Raw genomic sequence first — 20,700 nt, 5'->3', positions numbered from 1 at the left:
CTTCCCGAACGGCCCCCCCCCGCGACCTGACCGTCACCGGTACCCCGACGCGTCCGCCGGCTTCCCGGCGGCGTCGACCTCGACGAGGTAGCGCCAACAGTCGGGCCGGGAACCGTCGAGGTCGGTGAAGCCGTACTCCTGGGCGAGCTGCCCGCTGGACAGCGACTGGCCGTTCCAGCGGGCGAGGCGGGCGTCACCGGCCAGCGCGGCGACCGCGCGCCCGACGTACGACGGGCTCTCCGAGATGCAGAAGTGCGGCACCACGGTCAGCGCGTCGCGCCAGTTCTCCTCGGCCACGCCGAAGGCGTCGAGCATCATCTCCGAACGCAGCCAGCCCGGGGTGAGCGCCACCGCTGTACCCCCGTGCGGCTCCAGCTCGTGTGCCTGCACGAACGCCATGCGCAGCACGCTGTTCTTGACCAGGTCGTAGAAGTAGGAGTTGCGATAGTTCGCGTGGTTGTACGCGGCTGTCCCATCGGTCATCTCGACCACGAGCCCGCCAGGGCGGCGCACCAGCAACGGCAGCAGGAAGTGGCTGGTGATCGCGTGCGTCTCCACGCCGAGCCGGAGCAGCCGCAGTCCGTCGTCGAGATCGTGCTCCCACACCGGCTTGTCGAATGCGAACAGCCGCTCGCCGCCCCAGACGTCGTTGACGAGCACGTCGAGCCGCCCCTGCTCGGCGTCGATGCGCCCGGCCAGCACACGGACCTGCTCGGGCACGAGGTGGTCGGTCGGTACCGCGATGCCGGTTCCGCCGGCGGCGGTGACGAGTTCCGCGGTCTCCTCGATCGTCTCCGGCCGGTCGTACTCCGAGCGCCGTTCCCGAGTCGTGCGCCCGGTGACGTAGACGGTCGCACCCGCCGCGCCGAGCTGGACGGCGATGCCGCGCCCGGCGCCCCGGGTGGCCCCCGCGACCAGTGCGATCTTTCCGTGGAGTGCCGGTGTCGATGTGTCGGACATGCGTCCCCTTGAGGTTCATATCTGCCTGCGCGCCCCCGGCCCATGTCATACATCGATGACGGCCGGTGACCCCATGCTCGACGCGAAACCGGACACCTTGTGTCGTATTTCTTCATCCGGGCGTTCGACGGCCGGATGTCGTCGCTCGAGAGCTGAGCCCCTCCCCCTCATGCTCCCCGTAAGCAGGGGGAAGTACGAGGACGCTGCCGCGCCGGGCGGTTCGGGGCAGGAACGAGAGGAGCCCCAGTGTGGCGAGGGCGGCACCGAGCCATAGGGGGGCGCGCAGGCCGAAGTGGCCGGCCAGAGCGCCGCCCGCCGAGGAGCCGATGATGATTCCGAGGGTGATGAAGGAGGAGTGGACCGTGTTCACGAGCGGCCCCGCGTTGCCGGTTCGCTGGACCCGGGTGGCCATGGCGGGGTTCATCGTGACGCCGACGAGCCCGATGCCCATCATGAGGAGCACGGCGGCGGTGCCGATGTCGGCCGTGAGCGCGAAGCCGGCCAGGAAAAGGGCGTTGAGGGCCAGTCCGGCGACCTGGACGCTGATCGTCCATCGGTCGGCGAGGCGGCCCACGACGTTGTTCCCGATGACCGTGGCGGCGCCGTAGGCGATGAGAAGGACGGGCACGGTGGCCTCGTCGAAGCCGCTGACCTCGGTGAGGATCGGGTTGAAGTAGCTGAAGGCGGAGAACGTCGCGCCGATGACGAGCGTGCTGGTCAGCAGTGCCAGCCACAGCCGGGGGGCCTGGAAGACCCGCACGTCGTCGCGGAAGGTGCCGGCGTTGGTGCTGCCGGGGCGGTCCAGCCGGGGGACCAGCGCCAGGGTGACCGCGGCGGCGATCACGGTGAGTACGGCGATGGCCCAGAACGCCGCGCGCCATCCCGCCCGGCCGCCGATGAAGGTGGCCATCGGCAGGCCGAGCAGCGTACCGAGCATGAGGCCGTTCATCACCACGGCGATGGCGCGGCCACGGGCCTTCTCGCTACTCAGCGCGGAGGCCACGGAGACGGCGAGCCCGAAGTACGCCTGGGAGGCGATGCCGGTGATGACGCGGGCCGCCACCATGACGCCGTAGGTGGGGGCCGTCGCTGCCAAGAGGTTGCCGACCAGGAAGACCGAGAAGAGCAGAAGGAGCGCGGGCTTGGGTTGCAACCGCATCAGGGCAACGGTCAGCAAGGGGCCGCCGACCGCCATGGCGACGGCGAAAACAGTGATCAGATAGCCGATCTCCGGGATGGTCGCATCGAGCCCCTGGGCCATCTGCGGCATCAGCCCGGCGACGACGAACTCGCTGGTCACCATGGCGAAGATGCCTAGGGCCAGCACATGGACTGCACGGGGCACGGGTATCACGTCCTCATCATTTTGTATCGTTCGGTTCAAAATTTGGGCGCACGGCATCCCTGCGGCGGGATGTGGCTGGTTCAGGAGGGAGTGAGGGAGTCCATGGCGCCGGCGGCGATGACTTCCAGCGTGGCGCGGTCGGCGCCGTTCTGGGCGGAGACTCGCATGCCTGCGATGACGGCGTTCAGGAAGCGGGCGAGGTCGTCGGGGCGGCGCTTTCGGGAGATCTCTCCGGCGAGCTGGCCCGCCGCGATGACGTTGCCGAGGGAGGCGATCCGCAGGCGCAGGTCGCGACGGAGGAGTTCGGTGACCTCGGGGTCGCGCCCCGAGAGCTCGGTGCTGGTGTTGACGCCGAGGCAGCCGATTCCGCGCCCTTCTCGGCGGTTGGACTCCTCGGTGTCGATGACGGAGGCGAATAGGGTCCGCAGGCGCTCGGTGGCCGGGATTTCCGCTCCTGCGAGCAGGGCGTGCTGGTGGGCCGTCATGGTGTCGAGGTAACGCGACAGCGACCGCACGAAAAGCGCGTGCTTGCTGGAGAAGGTGTTGTAGATGCTGCTACGGCCCAGGCCGGTCACCTCGCACAGGTCCTGGGTGGAGGTGGCTTCGTAGCCCTGCAGCCAGAACAGGCGCATGGCGGCGTCGAGGGCGTGCTCCTCGTCGAACAGTCGCGGTCGGGCCATGCGGAACAAGCTAGCATTGTTTTGTACTGATCGATGTAAAACGTTGGCATCAGTGCGATCGCCTCGCGCGGCTGGGCTGGTTCGTCGGGCCCGGTCTCACGCTCCCCAGCCCCATGACCGCCCGGGATTGCGGTAGTTCGCTACCCCGGAAGAAGGGGATTGCGCTCCTGTCCCACTGCTGTTGAGGGTTGGAAGGCGGCTTGAGACTGTCGACGGCAGCGGCCGACCCTCCTTCGGCTACGACCTCGATCCATTCGCCGAGTGCCTGGCCGACACGTTCGGTTGACCGTCCACGCCGAGCAGAGCGACAGCCCGGTGACCGAGCTGCCCGGCACCGGAATCCGCCACGTCGGGGGCACAGGTATGCCGCGTGGAGTGGGGTTGCGACAGCGTGCAAGCCGCAGGCCCGTCGAATGGACAGCCGGCCGCGTCGGCGACACTGCTGCGGGCCGGACTTGCCGAACCGGCAAACGGACTCGGCTTCCTGACAGCGTCTTGCGCATGATCGGTGCAGAACCAACGGGACGGCGGACAGCGCACGTCCCGGGCACAGCGGCTGATCCTGGAGGACACGTATGGCACCGCACAGTTCCGAGATCACGCACCGGTCGGTTGCTTCGCCGGGAGGCCGGATCCACCTCGTCGAGCAGGGAACAGGACCCCTGGTGTTGCTGATCCACGGCTTCCCGGAGTCCTGGTACTCCTGGCGCCACCAGCTGCCGGCCCTGGCGGCGGCGGGATACCGGGCGGTCGCCATCGACGTACGCGGCTACGGCCGCTCCTCCAAGCCCGCGGCGACAGACGCGTACCGGATGCTCGATCTCGTGGCTGACAACGCCGCGGTGGTGCACGCCCTGGGCGAGGAGTCGGCCGTGGTCGTCGGCCATGACTGGGGCGCCACCATCGCCGCGCACTCCGCCCTGCTCAGGCCGGAGGTCTTCCACGCGGTGGGGTTGCTGAGCGTTCCCTACACCCCGCCCGGCGGGCCCCGCCCGAGCAGCGTCTTCGCCCGGATGGGCGGGGACGAGGAGTTCTACGTCTCGTACTTTCAGGAGCCCGGCCGTGCCGAGGCCGAGATCGAACCCGATGTACGCGGCTGGCTCGCAGGCTTCTACGCGGCGCTGTCCGCCGACACCATGCCCGCGGCCGGTGCCCCGGACCCGCACTTCGTCAGCAGGGGCGGGACCTTGCGCGACCGGTTTCCCGGCGGCCGGCTGCCCGGCTGGCTCGGCGAGCGGGATCTCGACTTCTATGCCGCCGAGTTCGAACGTACCGGCCTGACCGGCGCGCTGAACCGGTACCGGAACATGGACCGCGACTGGGAGGACCTCACCGCTCTCGGCGGCGCCCCCATCACTCAGCCCTCGGTGTTCATCGGCGGCGGCCTGGACGCCTCCACGACCTGGATGGCCGACGCGATCGACGCCTACCCGGCCACGCTTCCAGGCCTGGTCTCCTCCCACATCCTCGACGGCGGCGGCCACTGGATCCAGCAGGAACGCCCCACCGAGGTCAACGAGATCCTCACCGACTGGCTGGCCACGCTGCCCTGCTGAAGCACGTACGAGGCCGGGCCGGAGGATGGCCGAACGGCCGCCGATCACCGCCGTGTGAGGCGGCCGGCCGGTCAGCCGAAGCAGTCGTGGTCGGCCAGGACCGCCTCGATCACCCGCAGTTCGTTGCCCGCCCGTTCCGGATCCGCGCCGATGTCCCCCGTCAGGTTCAGCAGCGCCTTCCACAGGGCCCAGCCCCGGGCCCGCGCCCAGGTGCCGTCGTCCTGGCCGACGGCCTCACGGAACGCCTCCCGGCTCTCGCCGCGGAACATGCCCCACGCGATCACCAGGTCGCAGGCCGGGTCGCCCACACCCGACGTACCGAAGTCGATGACGGCCGACAGTTCGCCTCCGTGCACCAGCAGATTGCCGGAGGCGATGTCGCCGTGGAACCACACGGGTTCGGCGTGCCATTCGGCGGCCACGGCGGCGTCCCAGACCGCGCGGGCCCGGTCCGTGTCGACATGGCCCTCCAGCGCGGCCAGGCAGCGCCGGGTTTCCTCGTCGTAGTGGGCGGGCGACGCGCCCCGGTACCAACTGTGCTCCCCGGCGAGCGGACCGCCTGTCGCGTCGCAGCGCTGGAGGGCGAGGAGGAACTCGGCCACCTGGACCGCGAACAGTGAAAGATCGCCGATACGGCCCCGAGCGGCGGTCTCGCCCCGCAGCCAGCGCCGGACCGACCACGGATACGGATAACCCTCGCCCGGAGCGCCCAGGGCGAGCACCGGGGGCACGGCGACCGGCAGCATCGGGGCGAGGCGCGGCAGCCAGTGGTGCTCCTTCTCCACCGCGGGGACGTACCCGGCGGCTGTGGGCAGCCGGGCCGTCATGGCGTCGCCGAGGCGGTAGGTCCGGTTGTCCCAGCCGTCGACCTCCACCGGAGTCACGGGCAGCCCGCTCCACTGAGGGAACTGGGCGTCGATCAGGCGCTTCACGAGCGCGGCGTCGATTCCGGCGCGACCGTCGGGGTGGGGGGATGCCATCGGGCGATCATCGCTCCGGACGGCCGGGCGGCACAACGAGATTTCGCCGCCCACCCCCCGTCCGCCTCACTTCCAGGGACCGCTGAACGACCGGCCGGGCACCGGCTTGGCGATGAGCGCCACGGGGCTGAAGAAGCCGACCTGGCCGATCGCGAACATCAGCGTGGCGAGCGCCTTGGGCTCATAGTGCTCGGCCGCCTGCGCATACAGCTCGTCGGAGACCCTCTCGCCGTCCGCGGACGGCTGAAGCACGGCTTCCACCAGTGCCAGCGCGGCGCGCTCGGCAGCGGTGAAGTACGGCGAGTCCTGCCAGGACGCCACCGAAGTGATCCGCTCCTCCGACTGCCCGCCCGTGCGCAGGAAGCCCGTGTGCAGAACGGTCAGATAGGTGCTGCCGACGATCTGACCCGCACGCAGGTGAACGAGACCGATCGTGGAGCGCGGTACGGAACCGTTGCCGGTGACCTTGAACAGCGCAGCCGAGACCTCCGCCAGTTCGGGGACCAGCTCCGCCGGGTCCTCCGACATCCGCGGAACCATCGGGATCTCTGCCGTGATCGAACGTGTCTCCATTGCCGTCTCCATTGCCGTCTCCTTCGGGTCTTCAAGTTGCTTTCACTGCCCTGACGGATCGCGACGGAGAAGTGTGACCGACGACCGTGACCGACAGGCCGGGGCTCCCCGGGTGGCGAACGCAACTGCCAGACTGGAGCCATGTCCGCCACTGCCGACCCGCGCCGCCTGCCGTCCGGGCAAGACACCGAAGAGGTAAGGGCGTTGCTCGCGGGGGAGGGCCCCGGAGAGGAGGCGCTCCGACGGCTTGCGCCCGCGCTGGGCCTCCATGCCGTCGATCTGTTCATCCTCGCGGGACTGCCGGTCCCGGACGACCTGGCGCCGTTGGATGCCGCGGCTGCCCAGTCGGTTCCGCACATCGTGATGGACGCGGCTCACTGCCCCCCCCGTGGAACGCCGTCAACTCCTGGACCACGTCCGCTCGCTCCCGCGGGAGGGACGCCGCTCGCCCTTCGCCCCGGAGCAGCCCGCATCCCTCGCCGACGGCCCGGGCGGCCGGCTGATCCGCATGAGCCTGTACCGCAACCTGAGCCGGACGGGCCTGGCGCACACCCTGGGGGTCTTGACGCCCACGTACCTGTCGGCATCCACGTACGGCGTGATCGGCGCGGGCCGCAAGGAGCTGACACCCGGCCTGGTGACGGACTTCGCGGCTGTCCTGGGGATCGAAGCCCGCCAACTGGCCGCGCTGACCGGAGTCGTTCTGCCCGGGACGCCGCGGCCTCCGGCCCCGGAAGCCGTGGACGCGGCGGCTCTGTTGTGGGCGGCCAGGAGCTTGTCAGCGGCCCAGGCGCAACACGTGGCCGAACTGGCCGGTTCCCTGCGCGGGGACTCCCGTGCCGAGTACCGCCTCAACCTGCCCGGGTGGTGACATCTGCCGGTACGGGCCCGGCGATGCTCCGGAATGGTGTGGAGACCACCGCGTCGGGCGTGCCAGGATCGGGCGCATGGCAGTTCGATATCCGCACCCCCTGCGTCCCGGTGACCGCGTCGGCATCACATCCCCTTCGAGCGGGGTCCCGGACGACCTTCGCGCACGCCTCGACGTGGCCGTTCGCGATGTGGAGGCGCGGGGGTACCAGGTGGTCGTCGGCCACTGCATGGACGGCGCCGGTCATGTCAGTGCTCCTGCGGCCGACCGCGCCGGCGAATTGATGGCCATGCTGACGGATCCCGGCATCAGAGCGGTGGTGCCGCCCTGGGGCGGGGAGACGTCGATCGACCTGTTGCCCCTGCTCGACTGGGACCGGCTGCGTGACGCCGAGCCGACCTGGCTGGTCGGGTTCTCCGACATGTCGACCGTCATGACGCCGCTCACCCTCCTCACCGGCACGGCGACCCTGCACGGCAACAACCTGATGGACACGCCCTACCGGGCGCCCGAGGGGCTCCTGTCGTGGCTCGACATCGCCGCCGCTCGGCAGGGGCACCGATTCACGCAGTCCCCGCCCAACCGCCACCGGGCGACGGGCTGGGACGACTACCGTGCCCGACCCGAGGTGAGCGAGTACACGCTCGATACGCCCGGCAGGTGGACCAGGCTGGACGCCGACGGTGACGTGGAGGTCGAAGGACGCCTGATCGGGGGTTGTATCGAGACACTCTGCAACCTCACAGGAACGGGCTACCTCGACGCCTCCGCCTTCGCGCGGGCCCACGCCCCGGAAGGGCTCCTCGTCTATGTCGAAGCGGGCGGAGACGACGCCCTCACCATCTGCAGGAACCTTCACGGGATGCGCATGGCCGGCTTCTTCGACGCGGCGAACGCGGTCCTCGTCGGCCGGACCTCGGCACCCGACGCCGCTTCGCTCACTCAGCACGAGGCCGTTCTCGACGCGCTGGGCCCGCTGAACGTCCCGATCATCGCCGATGTCGAGTGCGGTCATGTTCCGCCGTACCTGCCGATCGTCAACGGAGCGCGCGGCAGGGTCGTACACACCCCGACCCGGAGCGAACTGACCCAGACTCTGGACTGACGCCCGAGCCGGCCGGCGGTTGTCAGTGCCTGGCCGCGTACTCCACGAACGCGGACCAGGCATCCGGCCCGAAGACGAGCGCGGGCCCGGTGGGGGTCTTGCTGTCGCGGACGGGGACGGGGACGGGGACGAGGGCGGGGAAGGTGTCCGACACCTCGACGCAGTCGTTGGCGCCGCCGTCGCTGTAACTGGACTTGCGCCAGGTCGCGGTGGAGAGGTCGGGGGTTCGGCTCATGATTGCCGACCTTCCTCCCCGCCTCCTTCCCTGGGCCTCCCCGGAGGGCAAGCCGTGCCGGCTCAGCACCGACGATCCCGGGAGCCTGATGTCACGGCTGGCCGATGACATGGAGGACGAGCAGATCGAGTGCGGCGAGCAGGTGTGGGCCGGGTCGCGGGCCGTGCCGGCGGACCGGGCGGCGGGGGAGCGGGCCGTGCGGTTCGCGCTCACCCGGGCCACGGAGTCGCTGGGGGATCTGCTGCGGATCGCGCGCAGCCGGGGGCACCGGATGCAGCGGCAATCTCCGGAGAATGCCGCGCAAAACTGAACCGAACCAGCTACTCCGTACATACCGTTCCGGCCCCGTCGGCCCCGTGGCCGTTCGATTACAGTGCTGCGCAGTCACCGCACAGTCGCACACGGAAACGAACCGACGGACCGAGGGGAAGGGGCACGGTGAGCTCAGCGACCACAGCTGTCTGGGGCCGTGCCGAGCAGCAGGACTTCCGCAGTCGGGTACGCGGCGCACTGCTCGGCGGCGCCATCGGCGACGCGCTCGGCGCGGGCGTCAGCGGGCTCACGCTGGAGGAGATCCGCGAGGCCCACGGGGCCGACGCCGTGACCGACTTCGTCCCCGCACACGGCGGACGCGGCTGCGTCACCGCCGTCACCCAGCTCACCCTGTTCACCGTCGACGGGCTGATCCGCGCCCAGGTCCGCCGCGACACCGGCGCCTGGCACCCGCCCACCGACGTGCACCAGGCCCATCTGCGCTGGGCCGCCACCCAGCACGACTGGGGCCCCGACGAACGGCGCAAGGACAACGGCTGGCTCGCCGGGCAGGAGTGGCTCTACAGCCGCCGCGCGCCCACCCGGGAATGCCTGAACGGCTTGGGCGACACCGTCATGGGCACCCTCGACGGGCCCAAGAACCCCACCGCGCACGACTCGGCCGCGCTCACCCGCTCCGCCCCGTTCGGACTGCTCGTCGGCTGGGAACCGCAGCTCGTGTTCCAACTGGCCGTCGAGTGCGCCGCCCAGACCCACGGCCACCCCACCGCCCTGCTCTCCGCGGGCGCCCTCGCCGTCATGGTGCACGGGCTGGCGCGCGGCGAGTCGCTGGACGGGGCCGTGCAGCACGCGCTGGGGCTGCTCGCCGAGCATCCGGGCCACGAACCCGTCACCGAGGCGCTCCAACGGGCCCTCGGCACTGTGCGCCAGGGCATTCCCGGCCCCGCGCTCATCGAGTCGCTGGGCGCCACGGACTCCGCCGAGGAGGTGCTCGCCGTGGCCGTGTACTGCGCCCTGGTCGGCGAGGACATCCGGCACGGGCTGCGGCTGGCCGTGAACCACGGCGGGCCGTCCGCTGCCACCGGGTCCCTGTGCGGGGCGCTGCTCGGCGCGCTGCACGGAGAGACCGCACTGCCGCCGGCCTGGCTGGTCGAGCTGGAGGGGCGCGCCACGCTCCTGGAGCTCGCCGACGACTTCGCCATGGAGATGACCCAGGGGCCCGCCCTGCACGGCCCGGCCGCCGCAGCACCGGCCTGGCTGGCCCGCTATCCGCGAGGCTGAGCCGGAAGGCCGGAATGAGTGAGGGGCGGGGTTACGGAAGCCGCCGCATCCGTAAATCCGCCCCTCACCCCCGTACAGCCGCAGGCGTCAGTCCTTCACGCCCTCCACGACTGCCACGTCCTCGGGACCGCCCTGGGCCGGCACGGTCGCACCGGTTGCCGGGCCGTCGCCGTCCGTGTTGATCTGCTCGATGATCGCGTCGCGCTCCGGGGTGTCCTCCGGCTTGATGAAGCCGATGACGATGTAGAGCACCAGCGAGATCGCCAGCGGCAGTGCCACCTGGTACTGCAGGGCGACATTCGTCTTCACCGAACCGTCGAAGTTGTAGTTGGTGAAGTAGAACGCCAGCAGACCGGCCGCCCAGCTGGTGAGCGCCGCCGTCGGTCCCGACTTACGGAACCTGCGCAGCAGACCCAGCATGAACGGGATCGCGATCGGACCCATCAGACCGGCGACCCACTTGATGACGACGGAGATGATGTCCTTGAACGTCGGCGAGTTGATCTGGGTCGCCAGCGCCATGGACAGGCCCAGGAAGCCGAGCGTGGAGAGCCGTGCGGCCATCAGGCCGGCGCGGTCGCTCCAGTTGCGGGCCGCCTTGGAGAAGACCGGGGCGATGTCGCGGGTGAAGACGGCCGCGATGGCGTTGGCGTCCGAGGAGCACATGGCCATCGTGTGCGAGAAGAAGCCGACGACGACCAGGCCCAGCAGACCGTGCGGCAGCAGCTGCTCGGTCATGAGCGCGTAGCTGTCCGAGGCGTCCGGCTTCTGGGCGTCGACGAGCAGCGGGGCGCACCACATGGGGAAGAACAGGACCGTCGGCCAGACCAGCCACAGGATGGCGGAGAGCCGCGCCGAGCGGGTCGCGGAGGCGGCGGAGTCCGTGGCCATGTAGCGCTGGGCCTGGTTCCACATGCCGCCGTTGTACTCGAAGGTCTTGATGAACAGGTACGCCAGCAGGAAGGTCACGGTGTACGGACCGGCCGTCGGGTCCGTGTGGCCCTCGGGCAGCTTGTCCCAGACCGTCCACAGGGTGCTGAAGCCGTCGAGCTTGCTCATCGCGGTGACGAGCATCGCGATGCCGGCGAACAGCTGGATGACGAACTGCCCCAGCTCGGTGAGCGCGTCGGCCCACAGGCCGCCGACCGTGCAGTAGACGGCCGTGATGAGGCCGGTGATGAAGATGCCCTGGGTCAGGGTGATGCCCGTGAAGACGGAGAGCAGGGTGGCGATGGCCGCCCACTTGGCGCCGACGTCCACGATCTTCAGCAGCAGCCCGGACCAGGCGAGCGCCTGCTGGGTCTGGATGTTGTAGCGGTTCTTCAGGTACTCGAGCGGCGAGGCGACGTGCAGCCGCGAGCGCAGCCGGTTCAGCCGGGGAGCGAAGAGCTTGGCGCCGATCCCGATGCCGATGGCGATGGGGAGCGACCACGTCACGAAGGACGTGACGCCGTACTGGTACGCGATGCCGGCGTAGCCGGTGAACATCACGGCGCTGTAGCCGGACATGTGGTGCGAGATGCCGGAAAGCCACCACGGCATCTTGCCGCCGGCCGTGAAGAAGTCGCTGACGTTGTCGACACGCTTGTGGGACCAGAGTCCGATCGCGATCATCACGCCGAAGTAGCCGATGAGCACGACCCAGTCGAGACTGTTCATGTGCCCCCTCCTGGGGTCCGCCTTGTGAACGGGTACGCACTTCGTCAGTACGGCCGTTCAGCGGGGCCCCCGTGCGGGAACGGGGACTTCGGGGATTGAACCGCCTGTTCGGTCCCTCGGTCAAGGTCTCCAACGATCAGAGATGTGAACGCGGATCAGCAAGCCGAACGATTTTACTCGTTCTTGACCCACGGGGGCGTTGTCGTGAACGTGACGGCGGCCACACGATGAGCGGGCACTTCGTCAGGCTGTGCAGAGAAACAAGAGAACGTCCAGGAGCGCCGAAGAGCACAGAAAGACCGCACGGGATGCGGGTCCCGTGCGGCCGAGAAGGAGGAGAACTGTCCTTGCCGAACTCCCTGCGAAGCGAGCCCGCGCGTCAGCGCATCAGCTCGCCGGCGTTGACCAGCAGGGACTGCCCGGTGATCGCCCGTGCCCGGTCGGAGGCCAGGAAGACCGCGGCCTCCGCCACATCGCCGTCCGTCGCCAGCTCCGGAAGCGCCATCCGCCCGGAGAGCCTCCCCAGCACCTCGGCCTCGGGCACCTTCTCGGTGTGCGCGGTGAACTGCACGTAGGCCTGCACCGGCGGTCCCCACATCCAGCCCGGCAGCACGGTGTTCACCCGGATCCGGTGCGGTCCGAACTCCCATGCCATGGAGTACATCGCCGAGGTGAGCGCGCCCTTGGAGGCCGCGTACGCCGCCTGCCGCACCTGGGACGGCGCCGCGACCGCGGACTGCGTGCCGATGACGACGACCGAACCGCCCCGCTCCTTGAGCGCGGGCAGGCAGGCGCGCGTCATCCGCAGGGTGCCGAGCAGATTGACATCGACGACCGCCTTCCAGGTGTCCAGATCGGCATCCTCGACTCCGCCGAAGTAGCTGTCCCAGGCGGCGACATGGACCACCGCGTCGATCCGCCCGAACCGCTCGACGGCCAGCGCCGCGAGTGCCTCGCACTGCGCCTCGTCAGTGATGTCGGTGGCCAGGTGCGCGGTGTGCAGCCCCTCCGGATCGATCTCGGCGGCCGACTTCGCGAGATTGGCCGCAGTGCGCGCCCCGAGTACCGCGTTGCCCCCGTCGCGTACGACCGTGGCCGCGATCTGATGCCCGAGCCCGGCGCCCACCCCGGACACGATGACGGTCTTCCCCGCGAGCAACATCGGCGCCTCCCGGCTCTGGCAGTAATGCCTGACGGGGCGTCAGGGTAGGTGCAGATGTGAAGAGAAGGAAGTCAGTCGACGTACTCGGGGCTGACATGTGCGGGATTGAACGGGGCTCGCCCCTTTCCGGAAGGCATGATGTATACGGCCTTGAACACCTTGCCGGTGATGGCGCGGCGCTGTTGGAGGCCTCCTTGCTTCCACTCGTTCTCATAGTCACGGGCCAGTGCTCGATTGACTTGTTCCTCGGCCCTGGCCAGCTGTTCCGCCAGCCTGTCGAGTTCGGCATTCATGGAGGAGAGTGCCTGGTAGTAGTCATCCGGACGCATGCCGCGTACCGAGGTGCCGTCTGCTGCCCACGCCGAGATGAGTTCCCTTTTGCGGGTGTCGATCGTGGAAATGTGGGCTCTGACGTCGCTGACAGGCAAGGTCGGCACTTCGGCTGCGGAAGACGCAGCAGCGCGTGCGCGGGCCCATTCCATGATCAGCTCTTCCAGCCGGGCGTCGACCGGCGCGGCGCGGCGACTCACCTTGCCGCAGGCGTTGCGGACCTTGCCGGGGCAGTAGTAGATGACGTGCCCCCGCCGGGATACCCATTTGGTGCTCATGCGGGCCCTGCAGATGCCGCATCGCAGAAGACCGGTGAACACGTGCTTACGTTGGTTGGCGCCCTCAGGGTTCCCCGAGACGCCCATGCTTCTATCCTGCAGTCGGCGGCGATCGAGTTCCAGCTGGGTGTCGGCCCACGCCTTCCGCGAGATGACCGGCTCCCATTTTCCCGTGATGGGCAAGCCGTCGTCGCCCAACAGGACGCGGCCCCAGCCGTCTGTCTGGCGCGTGTCTTGGGTTCGGTGCTTGCCCCGATATGAGACGAACCCGCAGTAGCGAGGGCTGGTCAGGATGACCTTCACTGTGGCCGGGGCCCACTTTGCCCCACGCGGTGACGGGATGTTGTCCCGATTGAGTTCGCGAGCGATCCCGGCGATCGACATACCGGTTGTGAAGCGTTCGTAGATGCGGCAAGCCACCCGCGCGCGGTCCGGCCGCAGCGTTCCGTTCGGATTCCATGCGTACGGGGTCCGGCCCGTCAACTCGCCGGCCGTGGCGTCCGCGAGATGATTCCGAGCCACCCGGCGGGAGGTGTCCTCCGATGCCTTGAGGGCCATGATGCACAACATGCGGGCCATGTGACGGTCGGCGTCATTGACCAGGTTGAGGTCGCCTGTGACGCCGATTGCCGGATGCTTGGTGTGTTCGACCACATCGATCAGGTCTTCAAGATCCCGTGGCTGACGCGCCAGCCGGTCGGTGTCGTAGAAGATGATGCCGTCGATTCGGCCCGACAGGAGATCTCCCAGCATGCGGTGGAACTCGGGTCGCACCACTGCCCATTCGGCCGAGCCGTCTGCTTTCGCGATTCTGCTCTTCTTGAAAGCTCCGGTGTCGTTCTCCCGGTAGGTCTCGGCGAACGGCCCCCATCCGAGCTTGATCCGCTTCTCTTCGGAGTCGTGGAGTTGCAGGTCGATCGCCCGCTCGTCACCTCGACGGTCGCACGATGTGCGCAGGTAGGCGCCCGGGCGGCGAGGGCGGTAGTCCCGGATGGAGTCGCCCACGGCGAGCGCCACCGGGGTGCGGTTGCGGACGTACTCGGGGATCACGAACCCGTCCGGTGAGGGATCGGTAGGTGGGGTGGCATCGCTGTGACGTGGACTCATGGCCCTCCTGTCATGTCGTTCCATGCGCACCTGAACGTAGCCATTTGGGGTGAAGGCGGGGGTGCATTGCGGAACGATCCAGCAGACGAACGACCAGTCGCGCAGGCGTTCCTATCGCTGGAGTTCTGACTTACCGTCAGAAGCGTTCTGGATCTGTGCGGCAAGGGAGGATGTATGGTCGACGGCGGCCGCGAGGCGGACCACTCGGACCTGTATGCCGAGTTGGCATCGGCCGGCCCCTATGGGGTCAAGGTCGGGCACGCGCTGATCACGATGGTTGAGCCTCATCCTGGTCATGAACATGCCTACCATCGATGGTATGAAGATGATCATTACTACGCGGGCGCGATGGCGATGCCCTGGATGTTCGCCGGCCGGCGCTGGGTGGCGACCCGGGAGCTGCAGGAGATGCGCTACCCGGAGAAGTCGGCGATCGCTCAGCCGGTCGGTGCCGGGTGCTATCTGTCCACGTACTGGGTGACGGACGGGCGCTACGACGACCACATGAAGTGGACCGTCGGTATCAACAAGCGGCTCAACCGGGACGGTCGGGTCTACCAGGACCGCACCCATGTCTTCACGGCGTTCCAGGACCACGAGGCGACGGTCTACCGGGACGGGGCCGCCGGTCCCCGGGACTTCCACGCCCTCGACCATCCCTACCGCGGACTGGTCCTGGAGGTGATCGACGCCGAAGGGCCCGGGCGGCGGGCCGAGTTGCTGGAGTGGCTGCGCTCCCGGCATCTGCCGAAGCGGCTGAGCGGGTCGCCCGCGGCGATGGTGACGGTGTTCCGTCCCACCCCGCTGCCGGGCGACCGGATGACCTATGTGAAGCAGGTCGAGGGCGTCGACACCCGGCTGACCCTGCTCTGGTTCCTCCAGGAGGATCCCCGGGACTGCTGGGCGGAGCACTTCGCCGGGCTCGACGCGACGGTTGCGGAGTCGGGTCTGGGGCGGGTGGAGCTGGTGGCGCCGTTCATCCCGACCGTGCCGGGCACGGACCGGTACGTCGATCAGCTGCGCTGAATCGGGCGCCGGGTGGAGCCGTGTGATGTTCCGTTCCCCCGGGTTGCGCGGGGAGCCCCCTCGGCCAGGACGGCGAACCGGGCGAGAGGGCCACCGGCAGCACCTGGATCGGTGCGGCGATACGGCCTAAGGGAATCATCGGTCAGGCGTCGACGGAGCCCTTGGCGACATCACGCACGAACGCGGTCCAGGCGCCGGGGACGAAGGTGAGCGAAGGGCCTTCGGGGGCCTTCGAGTCACGTACGGCAATCGCCTGCGCAAGAGGGGACTTGACTTCGACGCAGGCGCCGTTGCCCCCGGAATACGACGACTTCGTCCAGTTGTCCGTAGCACCCTGACGAATGGCCATGTTCACTCCGGTTCAGAGAGTTGTGTGAGCGCCAGCGGACTTCCCGTTGGCGTGATCGACGCTACTCGCCAAGCTCCCCGAGTGAAGGGGCCGTTCACTCGACCGGATGGTATATACCATGCAGGTCTTCCGCTACGAGGTGGCGACGGTGTACCGTGCCGTCGCCTCACCCGTAACATCGCTTCATTTCTCTCATACCGGACTTTGCGGGCTGGCTGGTTTACGCGCTCGTACGGCCGGAGTTCATGCCGTGTTCAGACGGGTGTACTCCTTCGCGATCCCGTCGATGAAATGCCGGGTCTGCTCCACATTCAGCGCCTGTGCCCTCAGGTGCTCGTACATGACGCTGTACCGCTGCACGTCATTGGCCTTCTCCAGATAGAGGTCGCTGGTGACGCCCTCGATATAGACCACGCTGGAATCCGCGGCGTCCGGGAATTCCAGAATGGCGTACTGCCCGTTGATGCCGGGGTGCGCCCCCATGTCGAACGGCAGCACCTGGACGGTCACGTGCGGCAGGTGCGACAGCTCCACCAGGCGCTCCAGCTGCTCGATCATCACCTGCTTGCCGCCCACCAGCCGGCGGAGTGCGGACTCGTCGATGACCGCCCACAGTCGCAACGGGTGCTCGGGGGCGGTGATCCGGTCCTGGCGGCGCGCGCGGACGCTGACGCGCTTGTCGATGTCCGTCTGCGGGGCCTCCGGCAGTGCGCCGTTGATCAGCGACTCGGCGTACTGACGGGTCTGCAGCAGGCCGGGGATCACCTGGGGCTCGTACACCCGCAGCGACTCGGCATCGGTCTCCAGGCCGATGTAGACGCTGTACGGGATGTCGCCGAAGGCATGCCACCAGCCCTGCTGGCGGGAGTCCTTGGCCATCTGCATGAGCGAGTCGACGACCCGGTGGTCCTCGACCTCGTACACCCCGCAGAGGTCGCGTACGTCGCGCTGGCTGATGGAGCGGCGGCCGTTCTCCAGGCGGCTGATCTTGGACTGCGAGACCAGCAGGCGCTCCGCGACCTCCTCGGCCGTCATGCCCTTGATCTCGCGCAGTCGGCGCAATTCCTGACCCAACCGGCGTCGCCTGACGGTGGGATTGACGTTGGACGGCACGGAAACGGCACCTCCGGCTATGTAGCTGTGCGTATCTACTGCTCAGCAGATTGCCACCCGCGCCCCCGGCCGCGCTGGGAAACGGCCACACGCAGCGGCGCGGGGCAGCCGGTGGTACCGGCTGCCCCGCGCTTGGTGCGGCTCCCGAACCGGGTCTTGGGGACGACGGTGCGGCGGTATTCGGTTGTTGCGGTGGTGCGTTGCGGTGCGGGCGTGCGGGTGCTGCGTCGACGCCGGTGCGGTCCTAGTGGGCCGCGGTGTGCGCCATGCTGTCGCGGCGTGACTGCGACTGCACTTGCTGTTGCAACGGAACTCCGGCCGCCTGGTTGCGGCGCGGTTGTGCGACCGCCCCGTTCTGGACGTCCATCACGGCGTGCGCCACGAGACCGCCCATCGGGTCGTGTCTGATCAGGTCCCGGAGCCGGGAGCGCGAGGAGCGCCCCTCGTTCCCGGGGTACAGGTGCTTGCCGAGTCCGACCGCGTGGGCCAGTGCGGCGAGCGCCGCGGTCCGCGGGTCCGGCGGTACGCCGGTGCGGATCGCACTGTCCAGCCTGGTTCTGATGTCCCGGCTGATTGCCGTGTCCGTCGCCTGGTAGCGAGTCGTCGGCAGCACTCCGCACATCTGGCCCGCCACGGCATGCACCATGCCGCACCGCTCCAGATGAGCGAGGTAAATCTGGCGGAGCCCCAACCGGGGTCCACCGATCCAGTGGACGGCCCGGACCGGGCTGCCGCGTCTGCGCAGCAGTTCCAGTGCGGAGTCCAGAGTCGGATCTCCTGTCGGCCGTGGCATCACCACGGCGATACGATCCCCATCAGGGGCTATCCGTCCTGCCAGAGCCAGCTCTACTAGCTGGGCCCCGGCCAGGCCGAGGTCGAGCGACTGCGGCTGCGCTGTGGTACCCGTGGTCGGGTCCAGAGCGAGCAGCAGAAGCTCCTCCGGAATTGTTCTGCGGCTCCTGCCCATCCATGCCTCCCCGCGTGGATGAGTGACAGGGTGACCCCTCTCACATCTGTCTGTCGAGAGCGCCTGGGTGCTTTGTACGGGAACCAGTAGGTATGTCGTTCTCGTCTAGCAGCTCGGACATGGGTTCACACGGGACACTGGTAGATGGTTCGGACAGCGCGGGGATGTCCCCGCGCCGCATGGAGGAGGCATCGGTGGCGGGCGAGTCCCCCGACAAGTCGGAGCAGCAGAAGTCGTCGGGAACGACTCGGAGCGAGGCTGATCCTCGTCTTGCCGTGTTCCGTGAACCCGCCTCTCCGGCGGAGTCCGGAGGCGGTGTGGACACGGCGACGGCCGTTTTCCGCACGCAGCGGTCCGCGCCGGAGGCGGAGGACGCCGAGGGCGGGGCCGTGGACGAGGCCGCGGATGAGGTTGCGGCGGATGCGGATGTTGCCGTAGCCGCTGCCGGTGATGTCGAAGATGTCGCAACCGATGGTGATGTCGCCGCTGAGGTGGGTGCCGACGCGGACGCCGATGCGGATGCCGGGGCCGCCGACGGGGCCGCTTCGAGTGGCTCCGCCGAAAGCGATGAGGCGACCACTCAGGAGCCCGAGGCTGCTTCGGGCACGGCAGAGGGAGCCGCAGAGGCCGCGGAAGGCCCTGAGGGCCCGGTGGAGGCCTCTGAGGCCGATCCGGGCGCTGCGGAGGCGCCCGAGGAGCCCGAGGGGCCTGTGGAGCCCGCAGAGGGGGCTGAGCCCGTCGTTGCCGCCGAGCCCGACGCGTCCGAGGGGCCCGCCGCATCCGATCCCGCCGACGAGCCGGAGAAGGCCGACGAGCCGGAGGAGGTCGTCGAGCCCGAGGGCGGCGACGCGCGGTTGCGTGCGGCCGTTGCCGCTTGGGTGTCCAAGGGCGAGGACGCGAAGAGTGACGCGCCCAGTGCCGCTCCCGAGTCCGACGAGCCCGCCGAGCCCGCCGAGCCCGACGAGCCCGCCGAGCCCGAGTCCTCTGCTGACTCTGCTGACGAGCCCTCCACCGTCGAGCCATCCACCGACGACACCTCCGACCGCGACGCCCCGGACAACGCTTCCGAGGCACGTGTTCCGCGGACCCGCGAGGAGTCCGGCGACGAGGCGCAGCCCGCCGAGGACGAGCGCGGAATCGATCAGGCGACGGCCGTCTTCAAGGCGCCGAAGCTGCCCCGTGTCGACCAGCCCACGACCGCGCTGAAGATCACCCCGCCACCGGCGAAGCCGGAGACCGGCGCCCGGCCGGAGGCCCCTGCCGAGCGGACGAGCAAGTTCGTACCGCTGCGCGCGGACGACGTACGGCCGGCCCCCGCCCCCCGAACGCCGGAGGCCCCCGCAGCCGCGCCCGGGCAGCCCGCCGTGTCGCTCAGCGGTGCCGAGCGGACCCGGCAGCAGCCGATGCCGCCCCGGCCGCCGCTCGACCTGCTGGCGGAGCTGACGAACACCCCGCCGCCGCCGGAGACCCCGGTCCGCACGGCCGTGCGCCGGGTCAAGATCTGGACCCCGCTGGTCCTCCTGCTGCTGATCGCGTTTGCGATCGTGCAGATGGTGCGCCCGTTGCCGGCCCCCGTGCTCACGATGACGGCGGAGTCGTCGTACACCTTCAAGGGCGGCGATCCGAACCTCTCCTGGCCGGAGCAGGGGCAGTCGGCGGTCACCGTGGACGGTGTCGGCTCGCTCGGTTCGGCGGGGGCGCAGAAGCCGGCGCCCATCGCCAGCGTCGCCAAGATCATGACGGCGTACGTGGTGCTCAAGGAGCACCCGCTCACCGGCAAGGAGCAGGGCGAGAAGATCACCGTCGATCAGCAGGCCGAGGATGAGTCCAAGGCCGAGGACGAGTCGAAGGTGGCGATCACCAAGGGGCAGCAGTTCACCGAGAAGCAGCTGCTGCAGCTGCTGATGATCCCGTCCGGGAACAACGCCGCGCGCCTCTTCGCCCGCTGGGACTCCTCCGAGACCGAGTTCGTCGCGAAGATGAACGCCGCGGCCAAGGACCTCGGCATGGACAACACCACGTACACGGACCCGAGCGGCCTGAAGAAGACGACGGTTTCCACCGCTGTCGACCAGCTGAAGCTGGCCAGGGCCGTGATGCAGAGCGAGGTGCTCCGGGAGATCGTGGACACTCCGCAGATCGATATCGAGGGCGTCGACGCGACGATCTACAACAACAACACGATCCTGCTGCAGCCGGGCGTGAGCGGCATCAAGACCGGCTCCTCCACGCCGGCCGGCGGCAACCTGGTCTGGTCCGCCAACACGGTCGTGGACGGCAAGAAGCTCTGGATCTACGGCGCGGTCATGGGGCAGCAGGCGGGCACCGGGCAGCCCTACGACAGCCTGGTGATGTCGCTGAACAACAGCCTCAAGCTGATCAAGGACGCGCAGGAGGCCGTGACGTCCGCCACGGTCGTCAAGAAGGGCGATGTCGTCGGATACGTCGACGACGGGTTCGGCGGCCGCACTCCGCTGGTCGCGACCGGTGACCTCAAGGCGAAGGGCTGGCCGGGCCTCAAGGTCGAGCTGTCCGTGCAGGGCAACGGCGAGGAGATCTCGCGCAGCATGAAGGCGGGCACGAAGGTCGGCGTGGTGACGGTGGGGACGGGCCCCGGGAAGGTCAGCGCCCCGGTCGCCCTCCAGCAGGACCTGAAGGACCCGGGCTTCGGCCAGAAGCTGACCCGGATCGGCTGACGCTCCGCACCGGCCCGGTGCGTACCGGTGGTGCCCTGCGGGATCCGCTCCCGCAGGGCACCACCGCGCTCGGTGCGACCGGGGTGCGAGCGACCTCACGGGCATATTCGGGGCGGCGACGAGAATGTGCGTGTTAGCGTCCCGGGGGCAACGC

General features: G+C 69.2%; 19 protein-coding genes. 7 read left to right on the top strand and 12 right to left on the bottom strand.

Going from position 1 to position 20,700, the window contains the following annotated elements; all coding sequences use genetic code 11:
* Positions 1-33: 33 nt before the first annotated feature.
* The 3 genes from SH922_RS16815 to SH922_RS16805 form a co-directional block, all read right to left on the bottom strand.
* Positions 34-960: an SDR family oxidoreductase gene (locus SH922_RS16815; protein ID WP_393058773.1), complete on the bottom strand. Its 927-nt coding sequence runs from the start codon at positions 958-960 to the stop codon at positions 34-36.
* Between the two features lie 112 nt (positions 961-1,072).
* Positions 1,073-2,305, bottom strand: coding sequence for an MFS transporter (locus tag SH922_RS16810; RefSeq protein WP_393058772.1), 1,233 nt, complete (start codon positions 2,303-2,305; stop codon positions 1,073-1,075).
* Positions 2,306-2,385: 80 nt separating this feature from the next.
* A complete protein-coding gene (locus SH922_RS16805) occupies positions 2,386-2,985 on the bottom strand; it encodes a TetR/AcrR family transcriptional regulator (RefSeq protein WP_393058771.1) in 600 nt (199 codons plus the stop codon).
* Positions 2,986-3,560: 575 nt separating this feature from the next.
* Between SH922_RS16805 and SH922_RS16800 the strand changes: the two genes are divergently transcribed.
* On the top strand, positions 3,561-4,541 hold the full coding sequence (locus SH922_RS16800; protein WP_393058770.1) for an alpha/beta fold hydrolase: 981 nt from the start codon (positions 3,561-3,563) through the stop codon (positions 4,539-4,541).
* Positions 4,542-4,612: 71 nt separating this feature from the next.
* Here SH922_RS16800 and SH922_RS16795 read toward each other — a convergent pair whose 3' ends face one another.
* Positions 4,613-5,521 (bottom strand): aminoglycoside phosphotransferase family protein, encoded by a 909-nt coding sequence (locus SH922_RS16795; protein ID WP_393058769.1) that lies wholly within the window; start codon positions 5,519-5,521, stop codon positions 4,613-4,615.
* A gap of 66 nt (positions 5,522-5,587) precedes the next feature.
* Positions 5,588-6,094: a carboxymuconolactone decarboxylase family protein gene (locus SH922_RS16790; protein ID WP_393058768.1), complete on the bottom strand. Its 507-nt coding sequence runs from the start codon at positions 6,092-6,094 to the stop codon at positions 5,588-5,590.
* 388 nt (positions 6,095-6,482) lie between these two features.
* Here SH922_RS16790 and SH922_RS16785 point away from each other — a divergent pair, with 388 nt between their 5' ends.
* Positions 6,483-6,965 (top strand): hypothetical protein, encoded by a 483-nt coding sequence (locus SH922_RS16785; RefSeq protein WP_393058767.1) that lies wholly within the window; start codon positions 6,483-6,485, stop codon positions 6,963-6,965.
* Positions 6,966-7,041: 76 nt separating this feature from the next.
* The gene (locus SH922_RS16780; protein WP_393058766.1) at positions 7,042-8,070 is read left to right on the top strand and encodes a S66 peptidase family protein; all 1,029 of its coding nucleotides are present in this window, start codon (positions 7,042-7,044) and stop codon (positions 8,068-8,070) included.
* A gap of 22 nt (positions 8,071-8,092) precedes the next feature.
* Here SH922_RS16780 and SH922_RS16775 read toward each other — a convergent pair whose 3' ends face one another.
* Positions 8,093-8,305 carry a DUF397 domain-containing protein gene (locus tag SH922_RS16775; protein WP_393058765.1) on the bottom strand — a complete coding sequence of 71 codons (213 nt, stop codon included), beginning with the start codon at positions 8,303-8,305 and terminating at the stop codon, positions 8,093-8,095.
* On the opposite strand from SH922_RS16775, the gene SH922_RS16770 reads away from it, so the two are divergent.
* Together SH922_RS16770 and SH922_RS16765 are read left to right on the top strand one after the other, a co-directional pair.
* Entirely contained in the window at positions 8,304-8,615 is a 312-nt protein-coding gene (locus tag SH922_RS16770) for a hypothetical protein (RefSeq protein ID WP_393058764.1), read from the top strand. The genes SH922_RS16775 and SH922_RS16770 overlap by 2 nt on opposite strands.
* Positions 8,616-8,743: 128 nt before the next feature.
* Positions 8,744-9,859, top strand: coding sequence for an ADP-ribosylglycohydrolase family protein (locus SH922_RS16765; RefSeq protein WP_393058763.1), 1,116 nt, complete (start codon positions 8,744-8,746; stop codon positions 9,857-9,859).
* Positions 9,860-9,946: 87 nt separating this feature from the next.
* Here the strand turns inward: SH922_RS16765 and SH922_RS16760 are convergent, their stop codons facing one another.
* From SH922_RS16760 to SH922_RS16750, 3 genes are all read right to left on the bottom strand, one after another.
* The gene (locus SH922_RS16760) at positions 9,947-11,518 is read right to left on the bottom strand and encodes a sodium:solute symporter family protein (RefSeq protein ID WP_393058762.1); all 1,572 of its coding nucleotides are present in this window, start codon (positions 11,516-11,518) and stop codon (positions 9,947-9,949) included.
* Positions 11,519-11,897: 379 nt separating this feature from the next.
* Complete coding sequence (locus SH922_RS16755) at positions 11,898-12,680, bottom strand: SDR family oxidoreductase (protein ID WP_393058761.1); 783 nt, start codon at positions 12,678-12,680, stop codon at positions 11,898-11,900.
* A gap of 71 nt (positions 12,681-12,751) precedes the next feature.
* The gene (locus SH922_RS16750; RefSeq protein ID WP_393058760.1) at positions 12,752-14,395 is read right to left on the bottom strand and encodes a recombinase family protein; all 1,644 of its coding nucleotides are present in this window, start codon (positions 14,393-14,395) and stop codon (positions 12,752-12,754) included.
* Positions 14,396-14,569: 174 nt separating this feature from the next.
* On the opposite strand from SH922_RS16750, the gene SH922_RS16745 reads away from it, so the two are divergent.
* Positions 14,570-15,421, top strand: a complete 852-nt coding sequence (locus tag SH922_RS16745; RefSeq protein ID WP_393058759.1) for a hypothetical protein — start codon at positions 14,570-14,572, stop codon at positions 15,419-15,421.
* A gap of 142 nt (positions 15,422-15,563) precedes the next feature.
* On the opposite strand, the gene SH922_RS16740 is transcribed toward SH922_RS16745, so the two are convergent.
* From SH922_RS16740 to SH922_RS16730, 3 genes are all read right to left on the bottom strand, one after another.
* Positions 15,564-15,770 carry a DUF397 domain-containing protein gene (locus tag SH922_RS16740; RefSeq protein WP_393058758.1) on the bottom strand — a complete coding sequence of 69 codons (207 nt, stop codon included), beginning with the start codon at positions 15,768-15,770 and terminating at the stop codon, positions 15,564-15,566.
* Between the two features lie 243 nt (positions 15,771-16,013).
* Positions 16,014-16,883, bottom strand: a complete 870-nt coding sequence (locus SH922_RS16735) for a helix-turn-helix domain-containing protein (RefSeq protein ID WP_393058757.1) — start codon at positions 16,881-16,883, stop codon at positions 16,014-16,016.
* Positions 16,884-17,127: 244 nt separating this feature from the next.
* On the bottom strand, positions 17,128-17,850 hold the full coding sequence (locus tag SH922_RS16730) for a GPP34 family phosphoprotein (RefSeq protein WP_350991471.1): 723 nt from the start codon (positions 17,848-17,850) through the stop codon (positions 17,128-17,130).
* Between the two features lie 194 nt (positions 17,851-18,044).
* Here SH922_RS16730 and SH922_RS16725 point away from each other — a divergent pair, with 194 nt between their 5' ends.
* A complete protein-coding gene (locus SH922_RS16725) occupies positions 18,045-20,546 on the top strand; it encodes a serine hydrolase (RefSeq protein ID WP_393063586.1) in 2,502 nt (833 codons plus the stop codon).
* The last annotated feature ends 154 nt before the right edge of the window (positions 20,547-20,700 follow it).

It is taken from the genome of Streptomyces sp. LN549, assembly GCF_043203805.1.
Taxonomy (GTDB): Bacteria; Actinomycetota; Actinomycetes; order Streptomycetales; family Streptomycetaceae; genus Streptomyces.
This window is presented reverse-complemented; position numbering and strand designations above follow the sequence as displayed.

Bases quoted from the DNA above. Each gene is read 5' to 3' on its own strand.
- SH922_RS16815 (WP_393058773.1), bottom strand. From the start codon at position 960: ATGTCCGACACATCGACACCGGCACTCCACGGAAAGATCGCACTGGTC.
- SH922_RS16805 (WP_393058771.1), bottom strand. From the start codon at position 2,985: ATGGCCCGACCGCGACTGTTCGACGAGGAGCACGCCCTCGACGCCGCC.
- SH922_RS16800 (WP_393058770.1), top strand. From the start codon at position 3,561: ATGGCACCGCACAGTTCCGAGATCACGCACCGGTCGGTTGCTTCGCCG.
- SH922_RS16795 (WP_393058769.1), bottom strand. From the start codon at position 5,521: ATGGCATCCCCCCACCCCGACGGTCGCGCCGGAATCGACGCCGCGCTC.
- SH922_RS16790 (WP_393058768.1), bottom strand. From the start codon at position 6,094: ATGGAGACACGTTCGATCACGGCAGAGATCCCGATGGTTCCGCGGATG.
- SH922_RS16780 (WP_393058766.1), top strand. From the start codon at position 7,042: ATGGCAGTTCGATATCCGCACCCCCTGCGTCCCGGTGACCGCGTCGGC.
- SH922_RS16770 (WP_393058764.1), top strand. From the start codon at position 8,304: ATGATTGCCGACCTTCCTCCCCGCCTCCTTCCCTGGGCCTCCCCGGAG.
- SH922_RS16775 (WP_393058765.1), bottom strand. From the start codon at position 8,305: ATGAGCCGAACCCCCGACCTCTCCACCGCGACCTGGCGCAAGTCCAGT.
- SH922_RS16760 (WP_393058762.1), bottom strand. From the start codon at position 11,518: ATGAACAGTCTCGACTGGGTCGTGCTCATCGGCTACTTCGGCGTGATG.
- SH922_RS16755 (WP_393058761.1), bottom strand. From the start codon at position 12,680: ATGTTGCTCGCGGGGAAGACCGTCATCGTGTCCGGGGTGGGCGCCGGG.
- SH922_RS16750 (WP_393058760.1), bottom strand. From the start codon at position 14,395: ATGAGTCCACGTCACAGCGATGCCACCCCACCTACCGATCCCTCACCG.
- SH922_RS16745 (WP_393058759.1), top strand. From the start codon at position 14,570: ATGGTCGACGGCGGCCGCGAGGCGGACCACTCGGACCTGTATGCCGAG.
- SH922_RS16740 (WP_393058758.1), bottom strand. From the start codon at position 15,770: ATGGCCATTCGTCAGGGTGCTACGGACAACTGGACGAAGTCGTCGTAT.
- SH922_RS16730 (WP_350991471.1), bottom strand. From the start codon at position 17,850: ATGGGCAGGAGCCGCAGAACAATTCCGGAGGAGCTTCTGCTGCTCGCT.